Annotated in this window: 14 protein-coding genes; 8 read left to right on the plus strand and 6 right to left on the minus strand. The window is 62.8% G+C overall.

Annotated elements, in window-relative coordinates; translation table 11 throughout:
- Positions 1 to 8 precede the first annotated feature (8 nt).
- The gene (locus ACEN2T_RS27905) at positions 9 to 884 is read right to left on the minus strand and encodes a substrate-binding periplasmic protein (protein ID WP_032889969.1); all 876 of its coding nucleotides are present in this window, start codon (positions 882 to 884) and stop codon (positions 9 to 11) included.
- A gap of 3 nt (positions 885 to 887) precedes the next feature.
- On the minus strand, positions 888 to 1,349 hold the full coding sequence (gene pedF / locus ACEN2T_RS27910) for a cytochrome c-550 PedF (protein ID WP_032889971.1): 462 nt from the start codon (positions 1,347 to 1,349) through the stop codon (positions 888 to 890).
- Positions 1,350 to 1,604: 255 nt separating this feature from the next.
- Here pedF and exaA point away from each other — a divergent pair, with 255 nt between their 5' ends.
- The gene (gene exaA, locus ACEN2T_RS27915) at positions 1,605 to 3,497 is read left to right on the plus strand and encodes a quinoprotein ethanol dehydrogenase (RefSeq protein WP_442117880.1); all 1,893 of its coding nucleotides are present in this window, start codon (positions 1,605 to 1,607) and stop codon (positions 3,495 to 3,497) included.
- Between the two features lie 192 nt (positions 3,498 to 3,689).
- Positions 3,690 to 4,337 (plus strand): pentapeptide repeat-containing protein, encoded by a 648-nt coding sequence (locus ACEN2T_RS27920; protein ID WP_442117881.1) that lies wholly within the window; start codon positions 3,690 to 3,692, stop codon positions 4,335 to 4,337.
- A 41-nt stretch (positions 4,338 to 4,378) separates the two neighbouring features.
- On the opposite strand, the gene ACEN2T_RS27925 is transcribed toward ACEN2T_RS27920, so the two are convergent.
- Positions 4,379 to 5,005, minus strand: a complete 627-nt coding sequence (locus ACEN2T_RS27925) for a response regulator transcription factor (RefSeq protein ID WP_032889977.1) — start codon at positions 5,003 to 5,005, stop codon at positions 4,379 to 4,381.
- Complete coding sequence (locus ACEN2T_RS27930; RefSeq protein ID WP_095184366.1) at positions 5,002 to 6,264, minus strand: sensor histidine kinase; 1,263 nt, start codon at positions 6,262 to 6,264, stop codon at positions 5,002 to 5,004. Before ACEN2T_RS27930 ends, ACEN2T_RS27925 begins: the two co-directional genes overlap by 4 nt.
- Positions 6,265 to 6,416: 152 nt before the next feature.
- Here ACEN2T_RS27930 and ACEN2T_RS27935 point away from each other — a divergent pair, with 152 nt between their 5' ends.
- From ACEN2T_RS27935 to ACEN2T_RS27960, 6 genes are all read left to right on the plus strand, one after another.
- Positions 6,417 to 7,598, plus strand: coding sequence for an ABC transporter substrate-binding protein (locus ACEN2T_RS27935; RefSeq protein ID WP_442117882.1), 1,182 nt, complete (start codon positions 6,417 to 6,419; stop codon positions 7,596 to 7,598).
- Between the two features lie 30 nt (positions 7,599 to 7,628).
- The gene (locus tag ACEN2T_RS27940; protein ID WP_032889983.1) at positions 7,629 to 8,588 is read left to right on the plus strand and encodes a YVTN family beta-propeller repeat protein; all 960 of its coding nucleotides are present in this window, start codon (positions 7,629 to 7,631) and stop codon (positions 8,586 to 8,588) included.
- The gene (locus ACEN2T_RS27945; protein WP_442117883.1) at positions 8,585 to 9,325 is read left to right on the plus strand and encodes an ABC transporter ATP-binding protein; all 741 of its coding nucleotides are present in this window, start codon (positions 8,585 to 8,587) and stop codon (positions 9,323 to 9,325) included. The genes ACEN2T_RS27940 and ACEN2T_RS27945 overlap by 4 nt, the downstream gene beginning before the upstream one ends.
- A complete protein-coding gene (locus ACEN2T_RS27950) occupies positions 9,322 to 10,113 on the plus strand; it encodes an ABC transporter permease (RefSeq protein ID WP_099600947.1) in 792 nt (263 codons plus the stop codon). The genes ACEN2T_RS27945 and ACEN2T_RS27950 overlap by 4 nt, the downstream gene beginning before the upstream one ends.
- Positions 10,114 to 10,220: 107 nt before the next feature.
- A complete protein-coding gene (locus tag ACEN2T_RS27955) occupies positions 10,221 to 10,769 on the plus strand; it encodes a PQQ-dependent catabolism-associated CXXCW motif protein (protein ID WP_442117884.1) in 549 nt (182 codons plus the stop codon).
- Positions 10,770 to 10,784: 15 nt separating this feature from the next.
- Positions 10,785 to 11,450 carry a response regulator transcription factor gene (locus ACEN2T_RS27960; protein WP_032889994.1) on the plus strand — a complete coding sequence of 222 codons (666 nt, stop codon included), beginning with the start codon at positions 10,785 to 10,787 and terminating at the stop codon, positions 11,448 to 11,450.
- Positions 11,451 to 12,352: 902 nt separating this feature from the next.
- Here the strand turns inward: ACEN2T_RS27960 and ACEN2T_RS27965 are convergent.
- Positions 12,353 to 14,296, minus strand: a complete 1,944-nt coding sequence (locus tag ACEN2T_RS27965) for a PAS domain-containing hybrid sensor histidine kinase/response regulator (protein ID WP_050442845.1) — start codon at positions 14,294 to 14,296, stop codon at positions 12,353 to 12,355.
- A complete protein-coding gene (gene nosP / locus ACEN2T_RS27970; RefSeq protein ID WP_181640450.1) occupies positions 14,238 to 15,383 on the minus strand; it encodes a nitric oxide-sensing protein NosP in 1,146 nt (381 codons plus the stop codon). The genes ACEN2T_RS27965 and nosP overlap by 59 nt, the downstream gene beginning before the upstream one ends.
- Positions 15,384 to 15,663 lie beyond the last annotated feature (280 nt).

Here is a 15,663-nt window from a genome sequence, read left to right on the forward strand (position 1 = left end):
GCCTGCTCCTATTGATACATCTCGGGGACTTCGTACTGCAGGCCGTAACGGGCATAGATGGCTTGCACCGCGCCGTCGCGGATCAGGCCTTCCAGCGCCTCTTCCACCGCGTAGGCCAACTGGCGATTGCTCTCGTGCACCGCCATGCCGATCTCCCAGCGTTGCTTGCCCATGTTCGGGTAGGCGTTTTCGGCGAGGGCCAGTTGCGGGTCGTGGGCTTCATGCACCTGCCAGTCGACTTCGCCGCGCATCGCCATCACCGCGTCGACCTCACCGGCTTTCATCGCCGCAAAGGCCTGGGGGACGTCGGGGTAGTGATGGGTCTTGGCGGCGAGCATGCCGTTGAACACCGAGGTGAGGTAGAACGACGGCACGCTGTCGACTTCGACGCCAATCGGGTGCTGCTCGAACACCGCCACGCTGGCGACCGTGTCCAGGCGCCGACGGTCATAGGCCACCTGCCATTGTTCGTTCTGGTACGGCCCGAACATCACCACATGGCCGTTTTCCAGTTCACCCTGGTCGTTGCGCTTTTGTGCGTAATCGCGATCGTAGGGCGCGCGCATCATCAGGTCGGCCAGTTGCTGGTTGTGCAACTGGCTGCCGCGCCAGATGTAGTCGCGCAGATCGTCATCGAGCTTCTCGCCGGCCGGCGCCCAGATCAACTTGAGCTTTACCCCCAGCGCCGTGGCCAGGGCCTGGGCCAGTTCCACATCGACCCCCCGCGCGTTGGCGCCGTCTTCGAAACTGTAGGGGGCGAAGTCCTTGTACACCGCCACCTTGATTTCGCCGTCAGCGATCATCTGGTCATAGCTGCGCACCTGCGCCTGTGCCGGCTGGCAACACAGCAGGGCCAGGCCAAGCACATAAGCGAACAGGCGCATGGCTTACTCCTCGACGTGCACGCTGTCCAAGTAGGTGCGCACGGCCCACAAGGCTTCCTGGCTCAGGTAGTCGGCCATTTTGGGCATGTACACACGGCCGTCACGCACCGCGCCATGGCGCACACGCTCGACGAACCACTCATCACCGGCTTCGCCCACATCGAGCATGCGCAGGTCGGGGGCGATACCACCGGACTTGGCTTCCAGGCCGTGGCAAGCGGCGCAGTTCTGGTTGTAGGCGGACGAACCAATCTCCACGGCCCGGTCGTGTTCAGGCGAGGTGCGGTACGGATTGACCGCCGCCCAGCCGTCTTCGTTGACCGGCACGCCGGCGTCCTTGATCGAGGTCAGGCCCTTGGTTTCCACTGCTTGTGGGACCACGTTGCCATGGGCCCAAACAGAGCCGGCGCCGAATACACCCACCAACAGGCCAGCCACGAGCCAGGCATTGTGTTTTGTTGTCATTATTTTTGCCCTCAGGATTGCACGCAAAACCTCATTGCAGAGGCTATGGCAACCATCTTAGAAACCCCGGGGCATGGGCCGTATGCTGCTTTGGTGGCCGCCCTCTCCTCCCTTGGTAGTAGGGCTTGTGGGGCACACCTAAAACAGCGGCGGTCCGGGAAGTCTTCCCGGCCACAGCGGGACTTTTTCCGTATCCGCCCGGCGCCCCGGCGTTCCACCCTGTGCAGGCCAAAACCTCCACTGGGAACTGCAACCATGACAATAAGATCGCTACCCGCCCGCTCACCTTTAAGCCTTGCCGTGCAAGCCTTTATGCTGGTGGGCAGCCTGTCCCTCAGTGCTGCAACCTTCGCAGCCGCCGAGCCTGCCAAATCGACACGCAACGTCACCTGGGAAGACATTGCCAACGACCACCTGACCACCAAGGACGTGCTGCAATACGGCATGGGCACCAACGCCCAGCGCTGGAGCCCACTGGCCCAGGTCAACGACAAGAACGTGTTCAAACTCACCCCGGCCTGGTCCTATTCCTTTGGGGACGAGAAACAGCGCGGCCAGGAATCCCAGGCCATCGTCAGCGACGGCGTGGTGTACGTCACCGGCTCCTACTCCCGCGTGTTCGCCCTGGATGCAAAGACCGGCAAGCGCCTGTGGACCTACAACCACCGCCTGCCCGACAACATTCGCCCGTGCTGTGACGTGGTCAACCGCGGCGCGGCGATCTTCGGCGACAAGATCTACTTCGGCACCCTCGACGCGCGCCTGATCGCCCTCGACAAAAACACCGGCAAAGTGGTGTGGAACAAGAAATTCGGCGACCACGCCGCCGGCTACACCATGACCGGCGCCCCGGTGCTGATCAAAGACAAGGTCAGCGGCAAGGTGCTGCTGATCCACGGCAGCTCCGGCGATGAATTCGGCGTGGTCGGCCAGCTGTTTGCCCGCGACCCCGACACCGGTGAAGAAGTGTGGATGCGCCCGTTCGTGGAAGGCCATATGGGCCGCCTCAACGGCAAGGACAGCACCACCACCGGCGACGTCAAGGCCCCTTCGTGGCCGGATGACCCCACCACCGAAACCGGCAAGGTCGAGGCCTGGAGCCACGGCGGCGGCGCGCCTTGGCAGAGCGCAAGCTTCGATGCCGAGACCAACACGATCATCGTCGGCGCCGGCAACCCTGGCCCTTGGAACACCTGGGCGCGCACCGCCAAGGGCGGCAACCCCCACGACTTCGACAGCCTCTACACCTCGGGCCAGGTTGGCGTCGACCCGAGCACCGGCGAAGTGAAATGGTTTTACCAGCACACCCCGAACGACGCCTGGGACTTCTCCGGCAACAACGAACTGGTGCTGTTCGACTACAAGGACAAGGACGGCAAAGTGGTCAAGGCCACCGGCCACGCCGACCGCAACGGCTTCTTCTACGTGGTGGACCGCAACAACGGCAAGCTGCAGAACGCCTTCCCGTTTGTCGACAACATCACTTGGGCCAGCCATATCGACCTGAAGACCGGGCGTCCGGTAGAAAACGAAGGCCAGCGTCCGGCCAAGCCATTGCCGGGTGAAACCAAAGGCAAGCCGGTGGAAGTCTCGCCGCCGTTCCTGGGTGGCAAGAACTGGAACCCCATGGCCTACAGCCAGGACACCGGCCTGTTCTACATTCCGGGCAACCAGTGGAAAGAGGAATACTGGACCGAAGAGGTCAACTACAAGAAGGGCTCGGCCTACCTGGGCATGGGTTTCCGCATCAAGCGCATGTATGACGACCACGTCGGCACCCTGCGCGCGATGAACCCGACTACCGGCAAGGTGGTGTGGGAGCACAAGGAAGCCTTGCCACTGTGGGCCGGCGTGTTGGCAACCAAGGGCAACCTGGTGTTTACCGGCACCGGCGACGGTTTCTTCAAGGCCTTCGACGCCAAAACCGGCAAGGAGCTGTGGAAGTTCCAGACCGGCAGCGGCATCGTCTCGCCGCCGATCACCTGGGAACAGGATGGCGAACAGTACATCGGCGTGACCGTCGGCTACGGCGGCGCGGTGCCGTTGTGGGGCGGCGACATGGCCGAGCTGACCAAACCGGTGGCGCAAGGCGGGTCCTTCTGGGTGTTCAAGATTCCGAGCTGGGATAACAAAACGGCCCAGAAGTAACCCATCAGAAAATGCCGGGGCCGCGTTTTTCTGTGGTGAGCGGGCTTGCCCCGCGCTCGGCTGCGAAGCAGTCGTAGAACCTGAGCGCACGCAGGTGCTGGAGGAATGCCAGGGCCGCTTCGCAGCCCAGCGCGGGACAAGCCCGCTCACCACAACAAGCCCGCTCACCACAGGATCTCCAGAGGTCTCGCAATGAACTACCTGCCCTTGCTACTCCTGTTATCCCTACCCATGGCCCACGCCGACGATGGCGACGACGCCCCGTTGATCGTCAACGGCTGCACCATCGCCGAACACAGCCAATGCCCCGGCGCCAACCTCAAGGGCGCCAACCTTCGAAATCAGAACCTGAGCAAAATGAACCTGGCCGGTGCCGACCTGCGCGATGCAGATCTGCGCCATGCCAACCTCGACCTGGCCAACCTGGAAAAGGCCCAGCTGCAAGGCGCCAACCTGACCCGCGCCAGCCTGCAGCAAAGCAACCTGCGCCTGGCGGACTTTAGCGGTGCCACGCTGATGGCGATCCAGGGTTGGGGCCTGTTCGCCCAAGGGGCGCAGTTCGAAAACGCCAACCTCAGTGCGGCCTACCTGCAATTTGCACGGCTGTCAGGGGCCAAAATGCACAAGGCCAACCTGCGTGCGGCCGACCTGGAGATGACCTGGCTGAGCAAGGCCGACTTGCAAGGTGCTGACCTCAGCGACGCCAATCTGCAGGAAGCGAAGTTCGGCGAGAGCAACCTTGAAAACGCCACGCTGACCGGTGCGCGGCAACATTATGGGAATTTTCAGGATGCGAATATGGAGGGCTGTCAGGATTGCCCAACGACCTGGGATCGCTGAAACGACGCCCTTAAAATGTGGGAGGGGCGGTGCACACCCAATTATCCAACCACCCGCACCACCCCCATGTCGATTCCCAGGTGCACCAGCTCGGCATGGGAGCTCACCTGCAGTTTGCTCTTGAGCAAGGTCAGGTGATTGGACACGGTCTTGCTGCTGATATTCAGCTGGTCGGCAATCGCTCGGGTGGGCGTGCCTTTGGCCAGCATCAGGAAGATTTCCAGTTCGCGCGGGGTCATGCCCTGCAAGCGTTGATCACTGGGGGTGTAGGCCAGCTCGGTGGCCAGGGCCTGTTCGATATAGGCGTGGCCGTCGAGGATGCGCCGCACGGCTTCAATCAACACCTCGGGCGCCGAGCTTTTGGTCAGGTAACCGGAGGCTCCGGCGTCCAACGCCTGGCGCACCAGCGGCAGCTCGTCGTGCATGCTGAAAAACAGCACGCGCAACTGTGGCAAGCGCTGGCGCAGGCGGCGCGTGGTTTCCAGGCCGCTGATGCCAGGCAGGCCGAAGTCCATGATCACCAGATGCGGCACCGCCTCCTGCACGCGGCTCAGTGCCTCTTCGCCACTGGCCGCTTCGCGTACTTCGACCGCTGGCAGCAGCGCGCGCAGCAGGCTGGCATAGCCTTGGCGCACCACGGCGTGGTCATCCACCAACAGAATATTCATGAGGCCTCCAACGGCATGTTCAACGCCAGCGCCCAACCGCCGCCGGGGTGGCTGATGATCTTTAATTCGCCGCCCAGGCAGCGGGCGCGTTCGGCCATCGAATACAGGCCCACGCCGGGCCGCTGGGGCGTGACTGCACCGCGACCGTTATCACGCACCCACAGGCGCAGACGTGAACCGCGGTGTTGCAGGCGCACGCGCACCTGGCTGGCATCGGCATGCCGCAGGATGTTGGTCAGCGCTTCCTGGAGCAGGCGGTACAGGTGAGTTTTGTTGGCGCCGGACAACGCCGGCAGGTCGGCACTGACCTGCAATTGGCAGGGAATCCCATGGCTGGCCTGCCACTGCGTTACCAGCATCGAGAACGCCTCGCCCATCGGCAAGTGTTGCAACGCCACCGGGTAGAGGTCGTGGACCAGGGCGCGGAAACCTTGCTGCAAGTGCTCGCAATGATCTTCCAGCAGCCCCACCGTACGGGTCAGCACGTGCGGCTGATCGGCGACCAGCCGCAACAGGCAGGCCTGGGCGCGAATGCCGGCCAGGTATTGGCCGAGGTCATCGTGCAGGGTCTGCGCCAGGTGGGTGCGTTCCTGCTCCTGCACCGCCAGCAGGGTCTGGGTGAGCCGGGTGTTATCGGTGCGCGCCTGCTCCAGGGCGTCGGTCATGCGGTTGAAGTGCAGCGCCAGTTGCCGCGCTTCCGGCGCGCCTTCACCGCGCAGACGCACATTGAGCTGGCCGGCGCACACCTGTTGCAGGGCGCGCAGCAATTCATCGAGCACGCCCATGCCCCGCCGCACGGCCCAGCGGATAGTCAACAGACTCAGGGCCAACGCCAGGGCGCACAGGCCCAACAGTTGTTGCAAGGAATCCCAGACTTCGTCGATTTCATCCCGTGGGTCGACGGCGATGGACACGCGCCGACCGTCCGGCAAGTCCAGCACCTGGGCACTGCGTCGCGCCTCGACGAACAGCAGGCGCCCAAGCCAGGCGTCCAGCCCGTCCGAGGCCGGCGCTTGCGCGGTGTCGCCGCTCGCCAGCCAGTGCACGCGTACATGACGCAAACTCGCGGTGAGGTGGGGTTGCAGGCTGGCCGGGTCGCGCTCGGCGGTTTCGCTCAGGTAGTGCACCACCGCTTCGGCCGATTGCAACTCGCGCTCCACATCGGCCAGGGCTTGGTGCAGCAACAGCGCGGTGCAGGCGCAGGTCACCAGGGCGAAGAAGCCGCAGACCCATAGATTGATGCGCCACAACGCCGACATAGCCAACTCCCGAACAACACACTGAAGCGTCATGCTAAGACCGCTTCACGCGCTGCGAGCTACTACCTTGGTACTGCCCCAGCGCTACTTTCTGCATATTTGCAGCGACCTTAAGGCTTTCTATGCTGGCGCTTCCTGTCATGGAGTGCCTTATGCGCCAGCTCGCCCCTTACGCCGTGATCTATCTGCTGGCGATTGCTTGCGCAGCCGGGGTGGCCACCGCCAGCCAGGCCGCCGAGCCCTTGCAGGTGCAGATCGGCTACTTGGGTTATCGGTCCGATCCGGGCCCGCTGCTGTCGAATGTGATTCCCGAACCTGCCGACGCCGGGCAGCGCGGCGCCGAACTGGCGATCATCGACAGCAACAGCACCGGCGCCTTTCTCAACCAGCGCTACAGCCTGACGACCGCCACGGTTGATACGCCGGACGCCCTGCTCGCCGCGGCCCAGGCCCAGCATGCCCAGGGCCTGCGTTTGTTCGTGGTCAACGCCCCCGACGCGAGCCTTCGCCAACTCAGCGCCGCGTTGCCTGACAGCCTGCTGTTCAATGCCGGCAGCCCGGATGACAGCCTACGCAGCACCGACTGTCTGGGCAACGTGCTGCATACGCTGCCCAGCCGGGCGATGCTCGCCGATGCGCTGGCGCAGTTCCTGGTCGTCCGTAAATGGCAGAAAGCGTTGTTGATCGTCGGCCCCACCGAGGATGACCAAGCCTACGCCGCCGCTCTGCGCCGCGCCGCCAAACGCTTCGGCGTGCGTCTGGTGGCGGAGAAAGCCTGGCGCTTCGATAACGACCAACGCCGCAGCGCCCAGGCAGATATGCCGCTGTTCACCCAGACCGCCGAATACGACGTGGTGCTGGTGGCCGACGAGCGCGGCGACTTCGGCGAGTACGTGCCCTACCAGACCTGGTACCCGCGCCCCGTCGCCGGCACCCAGGGCCTGACGCCCACCGGTTGGCACAAGACCGTCGAGACCTACGGCGCCGCTCAACTGCAGAAACGCTTCGAGGCCCTGGCCGGACGTTGGATGAACGATCGCGACTTCGCCGCCTGGATGGCCGTGCGCAGCGTCGCCAGTGCCGTGAGCAAGTTGCGCCAGGTCGAGCCCATGGCGATCCGCGATCTGGAAATCAGCGAGCAACTGCCCCTGGATGGCTTCAAGGGCCGCAAGCTCAGTTACCGCGCCTGGAACGGCCAATTGCGCCAACCGATTCCCATCGTGCAACCCCGCGCGTTGGTCAGCACATCGCCCCAGGAAGGCTTCCTGCACCCCACTAACGAAATGGACAGCCTGGGCTATGACAAACCCGAGGTGACCTGCCGCTTCCCTTGATCACCTACCCACAATAATAAGGAATCCGCCATGCGCCGCACCCTGCTCTCATGCGCCCTGCTGCTTGCCGCCGGGCACGCCGTGGCCAGTACCGCCTGGGTCTCCAACGAGAAAGACAACAGCCTGAGCCTGATCGACATGCAGACCCTGCAAGTCACCGACACCCTCAAAGTCGGCCAGCGTCCGCGAGGCTTGCTGCTGTCCCATGACAACAAGCTACTGTACATCTGCGCCAGCGACTCGGACCGCGTGCAGGTGATGGACGTGGCCACGCGCAAGATCATTAAGGAACTGCCCTCCGGCAAAGACCCCGAGCAGTTCGCCCTGCACCCCAATAACCGCTGGCTGTACGTGTCCAACGAAGACGATGCGCTGGTCACCGTGATCGACACCGAGACCTCCAAGGTGCTCGGCCAGATCAACGTCGGCGTCGAACCCGAAGGCATGGCCGTCAGCCCGGATGGCAAGTGGGCGGTGAACACCAGCGAAACCACCAACATGCTGCACTGGATCGACACCAGCACCCAGACCCTGGCCGACAGCACCCTGGTGGACCAGCGCCCGCGCTTCGTCGAGTTCAACCACGATGGCTCGCAGCTGTGGGCCTCGGCAGAAATCGGCGGCACCGTGACCATCCTCGACGTGGCCAGCCGCGCGATCCTCAAGACCCTGACCTTCAAAATCAAGGGCGTGCACCCGGACAAAGTCCAGCCGGTCGGTATCAAGCTCAGCGCCGACGGCAAATACGGTTTTGTCGCCCTCGGCCCGGCCAACCATGTGGCGGTGATTGATGCCAAGACCTTTGAGATTCTCGACTATCTGCTGGTGGGCCGCCGAGTGTGGCAGATGGCATTTACCCCGGACGAGAAACAGTTGCTCGCCACCAACGGCGTGAGCGGTGATGTGTCGGTGATCGACGTGGACAGCCTCAAGGTGGTCAAGTCGGTGAAAGTCGGGCGTTACCCGTGGGGTGTGGTGGTGACGCCATGAACGCCTTGGAAGTGCGCGACGTGAGCTTCGCCTATGGCGCACGGCAGGCCTTGTGCGAGGTGAGTTTCAGCCTGGCGCCAGGGCGTTTTGCGGCATTGCTGGGGCCCAATGGCGCCGGCAAATCCACCTTGATCGCCCTGCTCACGCGGCTGTATGACCTGCAAAGCGGCGACATTCGCGTGGGCGGTCATTCCCTGCGCGATGCGCCGCGCGCCGCCCTTACGCAACTGGGCGTGGTATTCCAACAAAGCACCCTGGACCTGGACTTGAGCGTTGAGCAGAACCTGCGCTACCACGCCGCGCTGCACGGTTTGTCGCGGCGCCAGACCGACACACGGGTAGAAGCCGAACTGACGCGCCAGGCCCTCACCGAGCGCCGCCGCGAAAAAGTCCGCGAACTCAACGGCGGGCATCGGCGCCGCGTAGAAATCGCCCGCGCCCTGCTGCACGAACCGCGCGTGCTGTTGCTCGACGAAGCCAGCGTCGGCCTCGACCCGGCCAGCCGCCTGGCGCTGAACCAGCATGTGCGCAGCCTGTGCGCCGAGCACGGCATCAGCGTGCTGTGGACCACTCACTTGCTCGACGAAGTGCAGGCCAACGATGCACTGATGATTCTGCACCAAGGCCGCCTGGTGGCCAGCGGGCAAGTTGATGAGTTGATCCAGCAACAAGGCGGCGACCTGGGCAGTGTGTTCGCCCGATTGACCCGACCCACTGTGACGGGAGCCGCCGCATGAACGCTTACTGGCAATGCCTGCGCGGCATCGTGCTGCGTGAGTGGCTGCGTTTTGTTTTGCAGCGCACGCGCTTTCTCAGCGCCCTCGTGCGCCCGTTGCTGTGGCTGGTGGTGTTCGCCGCCGGGTTCCGTGCCGCGTTGGGCATCTCGGTGATCGAGCCCTACGACACCTACATCCCCTACGAGGTCTACATCATTCCGGGACTGGCCTGCATGATCCTGCTGTTCAACGGCATGCAGGGCTCGTTGTCGATGGTCTACGACCGTGAGATGGGCAGCATGCGCGTGTTACTGACCAGCCCGTTGCCGCGCACGTTTTTGCTGTGCAGCAAACTGTTGGCCACCGCATTGATCTCGCTGTTGCAGGTATACGGATTCCTGGCGATTGCCTGGGTCTACGGCGTGCAGCCGCCAGCCATGGGCCTGTTGACTGCCCTGCCGGCGTTGCTGCTGGTGGCGTTGATGCTCAGTGCATTGGGCCTTCTGCTGTCGAACGCGATTCGCCAATTGGAGAACTTTGCCGGGGTGATGAATTTCGTGATTTTCCCGCTGTTTTTCCTGTCGTCGGCGTTGTACCCGCTTTGGAAAATGCGCGACTCCAGCGAATGGCTGTACTGGCTGTGCGCGGTCAACCCGTTTACCCACGCCGTGGAACTGGTGCGCTTTGCCCTGTATGAACGCTTCGCCGGCCTGGCCCTGGCGGTGTGCCTGGGGTTGACCCTGTTGTTCACGCTGCTGGCGGTGCTGACCTTCAATCCCCAGCATGCCGCACTGCGCAAAAAAGGCTGAAGCCGATAAAACTACTACTTTGGTACTGGTTTTCCTGTCTATCGTCGCATTCCCAAGGGCTCGGGACTCACGTGTAATGCGCGCATAACGATAAGGATTGCCCTGCCATGCTGCACGCTCGACTGCCTCTGTTGGCACTGCTGTGCCTGTTCGTCGCCTACGTCCAGGCCGACACCCCACTGTTTTCCGCCGACGGCTACCGCATCAGCCTGTACCGCAGCCCCACGCCCGACCACCTGCCTGGCGCCACGATTGTCGACACCGCGGCCCTGCAAACCCTGCTCGGCCAAAGCCCGGCGCCGGTGCTGATCGATGTGTACCGCCGCCAATGGCTGCAAGGCCGCTTCATCGAAGACCAGCCCCACGCCAACCTGCCCGGCAGCCACTGGCTGGCCAATACCGGCGACGGCGACCTCACGCCGGAGTGGCAAAGCTATTTCGTGCGCCACCTGTATGCCTACAGCGGCGGCGACCTCACGCGACCGTTGGTCTTCTATTGCCGCTCCGATTGCTGGCTGAGTTGGAACGCGGTAAAACGTGCCGCCAACCTCGGCTATACCTCTGTGTACTGGTATCGCGACGGTCTGGATGCCTGGGAGGCGGCGAAGCTGCCGGTGACGGTCGCCCAACCCGAGCCATTTCAAACATCACAATAAGAAAGGTGAACGGCCATGTACAAAATCCTGATTGCCGACGATCACCCACTGTTTCGCGAAGCGATCCATAACGTCATCAGCGACGGCTTTCCCGGCAGCGAAGTGATGGAAACCGCCGACCTGGACAGCGCCCTGGCGCTGACCCAGGAACACGACGACCTCGACCTGATCCTGCTGGACCTGAACATGCCCGGCATGCACGGCCTCAATGGCCTGATCAACCTGCGCAACGAGGCGCCGACCATTCCGGTGGTGATCGTCTCGGCCGAGCAGGACAAGCAGATCGTGCTGCAAGCCATCACCTATGGCGCCGTGGGTTTTATCACCAAGTCCTCGCCACGCCTGCAAATGACCGAGGCGATCCAGCAGATTCTCAACGGCAACGTGTACCTGCCGCCGGACATCATCCGCACCCAGAAGCCCGGCACCCACCGGCGCCTCAACGAAAACCCCGGCTTCGCCCCCGAACTGCTGCAAGCCCTGACACGCAAGCAATTGCTGGTGCTGGAGCGGATGACCAAGGGCGAGTCGAACAAGCAGATCGCCTACACCCTGGAGATTGCCGAGACCACCGTGAAGGCCCACGTGTCGGCGATCCTGCGCAAGTTGAACGTGCACAACCGGGTGCAGGCAATCCTCAGTGCCGGGGATATCGATTTCGGCTCATACCTGCGCCGCTGACCCGCCTGACACAACAGTGGTAAATGTGGGAGGGGGCTTGCCCCTGATAGCGGTGGGTCAGTCGGCATCTACTTGACTGAAACACCGCCATCGGGGGCAAGCCCCCTCCCACATTTGATCTCCGTTTGTCAGGGCCGACCGAGGGGTGGCTCGTGGCAGTATTGAGTTGCATCGGCCGTACCTGCGCGCCAATCTTCCAAACACAACACCGGTCAAATGTGGGAGGGGGCTTGCTCCCGATAGCGATGGGTCAGTCGACATCTACTTGACTGAAACACAGCCATCGGGGGCAAGCCCCCTCCCACATTTGATCTCCGTTTGTCAGGGCCGACCGAGGGGTGGCTCGGGGCGGTCTTGAGCTTCATTGGCCGTGCCTGCGCCGCAAATCCTCCAGACACAACACCGGTCAAATGTGGGAGGGGGCTTGCTCCCGATAGCGGTGTGTCAGTCGGCATCTACTTGGCTGAAACACCGCCATCGGGGGCAAGCCCCCTCCCACACTTGATCTACGTTTGTCAGGGACGACCGAGGGGTGGCTCGTGGCAGTCTTGGGCTTCATTGGCCGTAACTGCGCCCCAATCTTCCAAACACAACAGTGGTCAAATGTGGGAGGGGGCTTGCTCCCGATAGCGGTGGGTCAGTCGACATCTACTTGGCTGAAACAACGCCATCGGGGGCAAGCCCCCTCCCACATTGGTTCTCCGTTTGTCAGGGACGACCGAGGGGTGGCTCGTGGCAGTATTGAGCTTCATCGGCCGTAACTGCGGCGCCAATCCTCCAGACACAACACCGGTCAAATGTGGGAGGGGGCTTGCTCCCGATAGCGGTGGGTCAGTCGACATCTACTTGGCTGAAACACCGCCATCGGGGGCAAGCCCCCTCCCACACTTGATCTCCGTTTGTCAGGGCCGACCGAGCAGGTGGCTCATGGCGGTCTTGAGTTTCATTGGGCGTACTGGCTTGTGCATCAAGGTGTGCCCCAATTCGCGGATCTGTTGCTTCAACTCATTGCTGTAGTTGGCGGTGATCATCAGCGCCGGGATTGCACTGGCCCGGCGTGCGTTGATGCGTGCCACGGCATCTACACCGTTCTGGTCGTCGTCGAGGTGATAGTCGGCGATCAGCAAGTCGGCTTCGGCATGGTAGTTGTCCACCTGCCGTGCCAAATCCTGTTCCGACAAGGCGGTAATCACCCGGCAGCCCCAGCCTTCCAGCAAGGTGCGCATGCCCGCGCAGATCGCCGCGTCGTTATCCAGCACCCACACCCGTGCGCCTTGCAGGCGTTCGAGCATCGGTTCGCTCATGGCCAGCATCGGCAGTGACTTGGGCGCCGTGGCGCTCAACGGCACCTCCACCGAGAACATCGAGCCCTGGCCCGGCCAGGATTTGACGCTGATGCGATGACCCAGTATCCCCGCGATTTTTTCCACGATCGCCAGCCCCAGGCCCAACCCGCGGTCCTGGTCCGGACGCTGCACATCGCCGCGTTTGAACTCCTGAAAAATCTCCTCCAGCCGCTCCTCGGCAATGCCCATGCCGCTGTCCCACACCTGGATCGACAGGCGCTGGTGCTGGCGGCGACATCCCAGCACCACACGCCCTTTGTAGGTATAGCGAATCGCATTGCTCAGCAGGTTGCGCAGAATCCGCGCCAGCAACTGAATATCACTGCGCACCAGCGCCGAGCAGCCGACAAAATGCAGCTCCAGGCCCTCGCTGCGGGCCAATTCGGTGTATTCGGCAGCCAGGTTGTCGAGCAATTCACTCAGGGCAAACGGTGCGATGTCGGCCTTGATCACCCCGGCATCCAGCTTGGAAATATCCACCAGAGTACCCAGCAGGTTTTCCACGTCTTCCAGGGAATTGCTCACGTTGCGCACCAACTGTTCGCTGGGGCGTTCGAGCAAAGCGCTGGTGAACAATCGCGCGGCGTTCAGCGGTTGCAGCAGGTCGTGGCTGACGGCGGCGAGGAATTTGGTTTTCGACAGGTTGGCCTGTTCGGCTTCGAGCTTGGCTTCGCGCAGGCGGGTTTCCATGCGGCGGCGCTCGTCGATTTCCTTGAGCAACTGGTCGTTAAGCGCAGTGAGTTCCGAGGTGCGCTGGGCGACACGCTGCTCCAAGTGTTGATAGGCCTGATGCAGGGCCTCGGCGGTGCGGCGGCGTTCGGTGATGTCGCGGATCAGCACAAAGATCCCCACCACTTCGCCACTGGCCAGCAGATTGGGGACATAGGAGCGCAGCATGTAGCGCTCCTGGTTATTGATATTGGTCTCGGCGAATTCAAAGGTCACGCTCTCCCCCGCCAAGGCCCGGGCGACGTAGGCGTCCAGGCGCTGGCAGTGCTGTTCGCTGTGGACCTCGCGCAGGCTCTGGCCGAGCATCATGCCGCGCGGCCAGCAGTACCATTCTTCGTAGACTTTGTTGGTGAACTCGTAGACCAGGTCAGCATTCAGGTAGCCGATCAGGGCCGGAACGTGGTCGGTGATCAAGCGAATCCAGCGCTCGCTTTCCTGGGCTTTCTGCGCCGCCACCTGTTCGCCGCGCAGGGTTTCGGCACGCAGCCGGGCGTTGATCAGCAAATGGTTGCTGGCCTTGAGTTCAGCCATCGCCTGGTTCAGCGCGTCGGTGCGTTCACGCACTTGCTCGGCCAGTACCACCGAATGCTGGAAGGTGGTGTAGGGGTTGTTGCCCTGGGTCACGCCGGACTCGATGCGCTCGATCAGCGCGGCGTTGATCCGCGCCAGCTTGTGGTTGTCCTGTTGCAGCTGGGCAACCTGGGCGAGCAGTTCAGCGCCGGCCTCGGGCAATGGCGACCCCGGTGAAGGTCTGGTTGATATGCATGCCATTGAACTGTTCTCCGTAGGTGTTGAAACCCATCACCCGCTGGTCACGCAGGAAGCCGCCGATCTGTTCCAGATTGTCACTGTCTTCCAGCTCAAGGCGGCGCAGGAAGCAGTCGCAGCCGATGGTCAACAGCAGGTCGCCAAGGCGCGCTTGCAGGCCGTCGAACAGCGTTTGCAGGTTCGGCAGGATCGGCCCGGGCTTCATTACGGTGAGGACGATGCCGTTTTCCACGGCGCAGTAGAAACTCAGGCTCAAGTCGTCGTGCACTTGCTGGATCGCGCGTACGTAATACTGATCGTGGATGCGCACCGCCAGCGGGTGCGCCGCGAACACGCGGTGATCGAGATCGGCCACGGCCACGCCGATATGCCGCGCGTACTCTTCGGCGGCAGGTTCGGCGTTGAGCTCGAAGACCCGGCGCGACGGGCTGTCGGCGCCGGTCACCACCAGCTTTTCACTGCGCGGCAGAATGTGGTGGGTGGTAAACACCTCGAAGTCCAGCCAGGTATTGACCAACACCACCACCGCCGCGCCGCTGTGGAAGGCGCCGTTAAAGTACACGTGGGTGTGGGTGAGGAAGTTGTCGTCGCCGGCCGAACCGCCAAAATGCGGAATGTCGCCAAGCGCCGCGCTGAGGGCCGCGAGCACCACCTCTTCACGGCTGGACAGGCCATCGAGCAGGGTCAGGGCGAACGTGTTGCCCTTGATCGGCGCCAGGGTATTGCTGCGGCAACCGCCGACCAGGCGTTCGACCATCTGCTGGGCGTCGATCAGGCTGAAGTGTTCCACCTGATCGATCAGCTCGGTGGCGATGGAAAAGTGCGCGTGGTTAAAGCCCATCGCCGTCACGCAATTGCGGCCGTAGCCCTGGGGCGTGATCTCGCCGGCGCTGGTGCAACCCACCACGCGCACGTTACCGAAGCACTGTTGCAGGGCCCGGCCCAACGCCTGCAAATCGTAGGAGGCCGAACAGAAAAACAGCACAAACCCCAGGTAAGGGTGCAGCAGTTGACGGGCCAACTCCTCAGCCGCCTGCCCGGCGTCGGTGGCCTGGGACATGGCGCTGATTACGCCTTCACTGTTATGCATCGTTGGTTCCCCCTCTGAGGCATGAGTGTACGAAGGGCGGGGGGTGGGACCTATGCTACTTGGGTACTGGGTGGGGGGATGCGATGGGATGAGTCTCTCCACTGACCGATCCACCCCATCGGGGCATAGGTATCTACACCTTGCCTAAAAGCCGACACATAACGCTGTGGTGGGGGGGGGTGGCCCGCGCAACACGAAAGAAAGAGTTTTCCAAAAGGTGGTTTCACCAAAAAGGGGTAGATAACCCCGCGCGTGGGGGGTAAAGCAAAACCGTTCACCA

The organism is Pseudomonas sp. W22_MBD1_FP4 (assembly GCF_052113765.1).
Classification (GTDB): Bacteria; Pseudomonadota; Gammaproteobacteria; order Pseudomonadales; family Pseudomonadaceae; genus Aquipseudomonas; species Aquipseudomonas sivasensis.

Bases quoted from the DNA above. Each gene is read 5' to 3' on its own strand.
- exaA (WP_442117880.1), top strand. From the start codon at position 1,605: ATGACAATAAGATCGCTACCCGCCCGCTCACCTTTAAGCCTTGCCGTG.
- ACEN2T_RS27950 (WP_099600947.1), top strand. From the start codon at position 9,322: ATGAACGCTTACTGGCAATGCCTGCGCGGCATCGTGCTGCGTGAGTGG.
- ACEN2T_RS27940 (WP_032889983.1), top strand. From the start codon at position 7,629: ATGCGCCGCACCCTGCTCTCATGCGCCCTGCTGCTTGCCGCCGGGCAC.
- ACEN2T_RS27960 (WP_032889994.1), top strand. From the start codon at position 10,785: ATGTACAAAATCCTGATTGCCGACGATCACCCACTGTTTCGCGAAGCG.
- ACEN2T_RS27965 (WP_050442845.1), bottom strand. From the start codon at position 14,296: ATGGCATGCATATCAACCAGACCTTCACCGGGGTCGCCATTGCCCGAG.
- ACEN2T_RS27945 (WP_442117883.1), top strand. From the start codon at position 8,585: ATGAACGCCTTGGAAGTGCGCGACGTGAGCTTCGCCTATGGCGCACGG.
- pedF (WP_032889971.1), bottom strand. From the start codon at position 1,349: ATGACAACAAAACACAATGCCTGGCTCGTGGCTGGCCTGTTGGTGGGT.
- ACEN2T_RS27925 (WP_032889977.1), bottom strand. From the start codon at position 5,005: ATGAATATTCTGTTGGTGGATGACCACGCCGTGGTGCGCCAAGGCTAT.
- ACEN2T_RS27920 (WP_442117881.1), top strand. From the start codon at position 3,690: ATGAACTACCTGCCCTTGCTACTCCTGTTATCCCTACCCATGGCCCAC.
- ACEN2T_RS27930 (WP_095184366.1), bottom strand. From the start codon at position 6,264: ATGTCGGCGTTGTGGCGCATCAATCTATGGGTCTGCGGCTTCTTCGCC.
- ACEN2T_RS27935 (WP_442117882.1), top strand. From the start codon at position 6,417: ATGCGCCAGCTCGCCCCTTACGCCGTGATCTATCTGCTGGCGATTGCT.
- ACEN2T_RS27905 (WP_032889969.1), bottom strand. From the start codon at position 884: ATGCGCCTGTTCGCTTATGTGCTTGGCCTGGCCCTGCTGTGTTGCCAG.
- nosP (WP_181640450.1), bottom strand. From the start codon at position 15,383: ATGCATAACAGTGAAGGCGTAATCAGCGCCATGTCCCAGGCCACCGAC.
- ACEN2T_RS27955 (WP_442117884.1), top strand. From the start codon at position 10,221: ATGCTGCACGCTCGACTGCCTCTGTTGGCACTGCTGTGCCTGTTCGTC.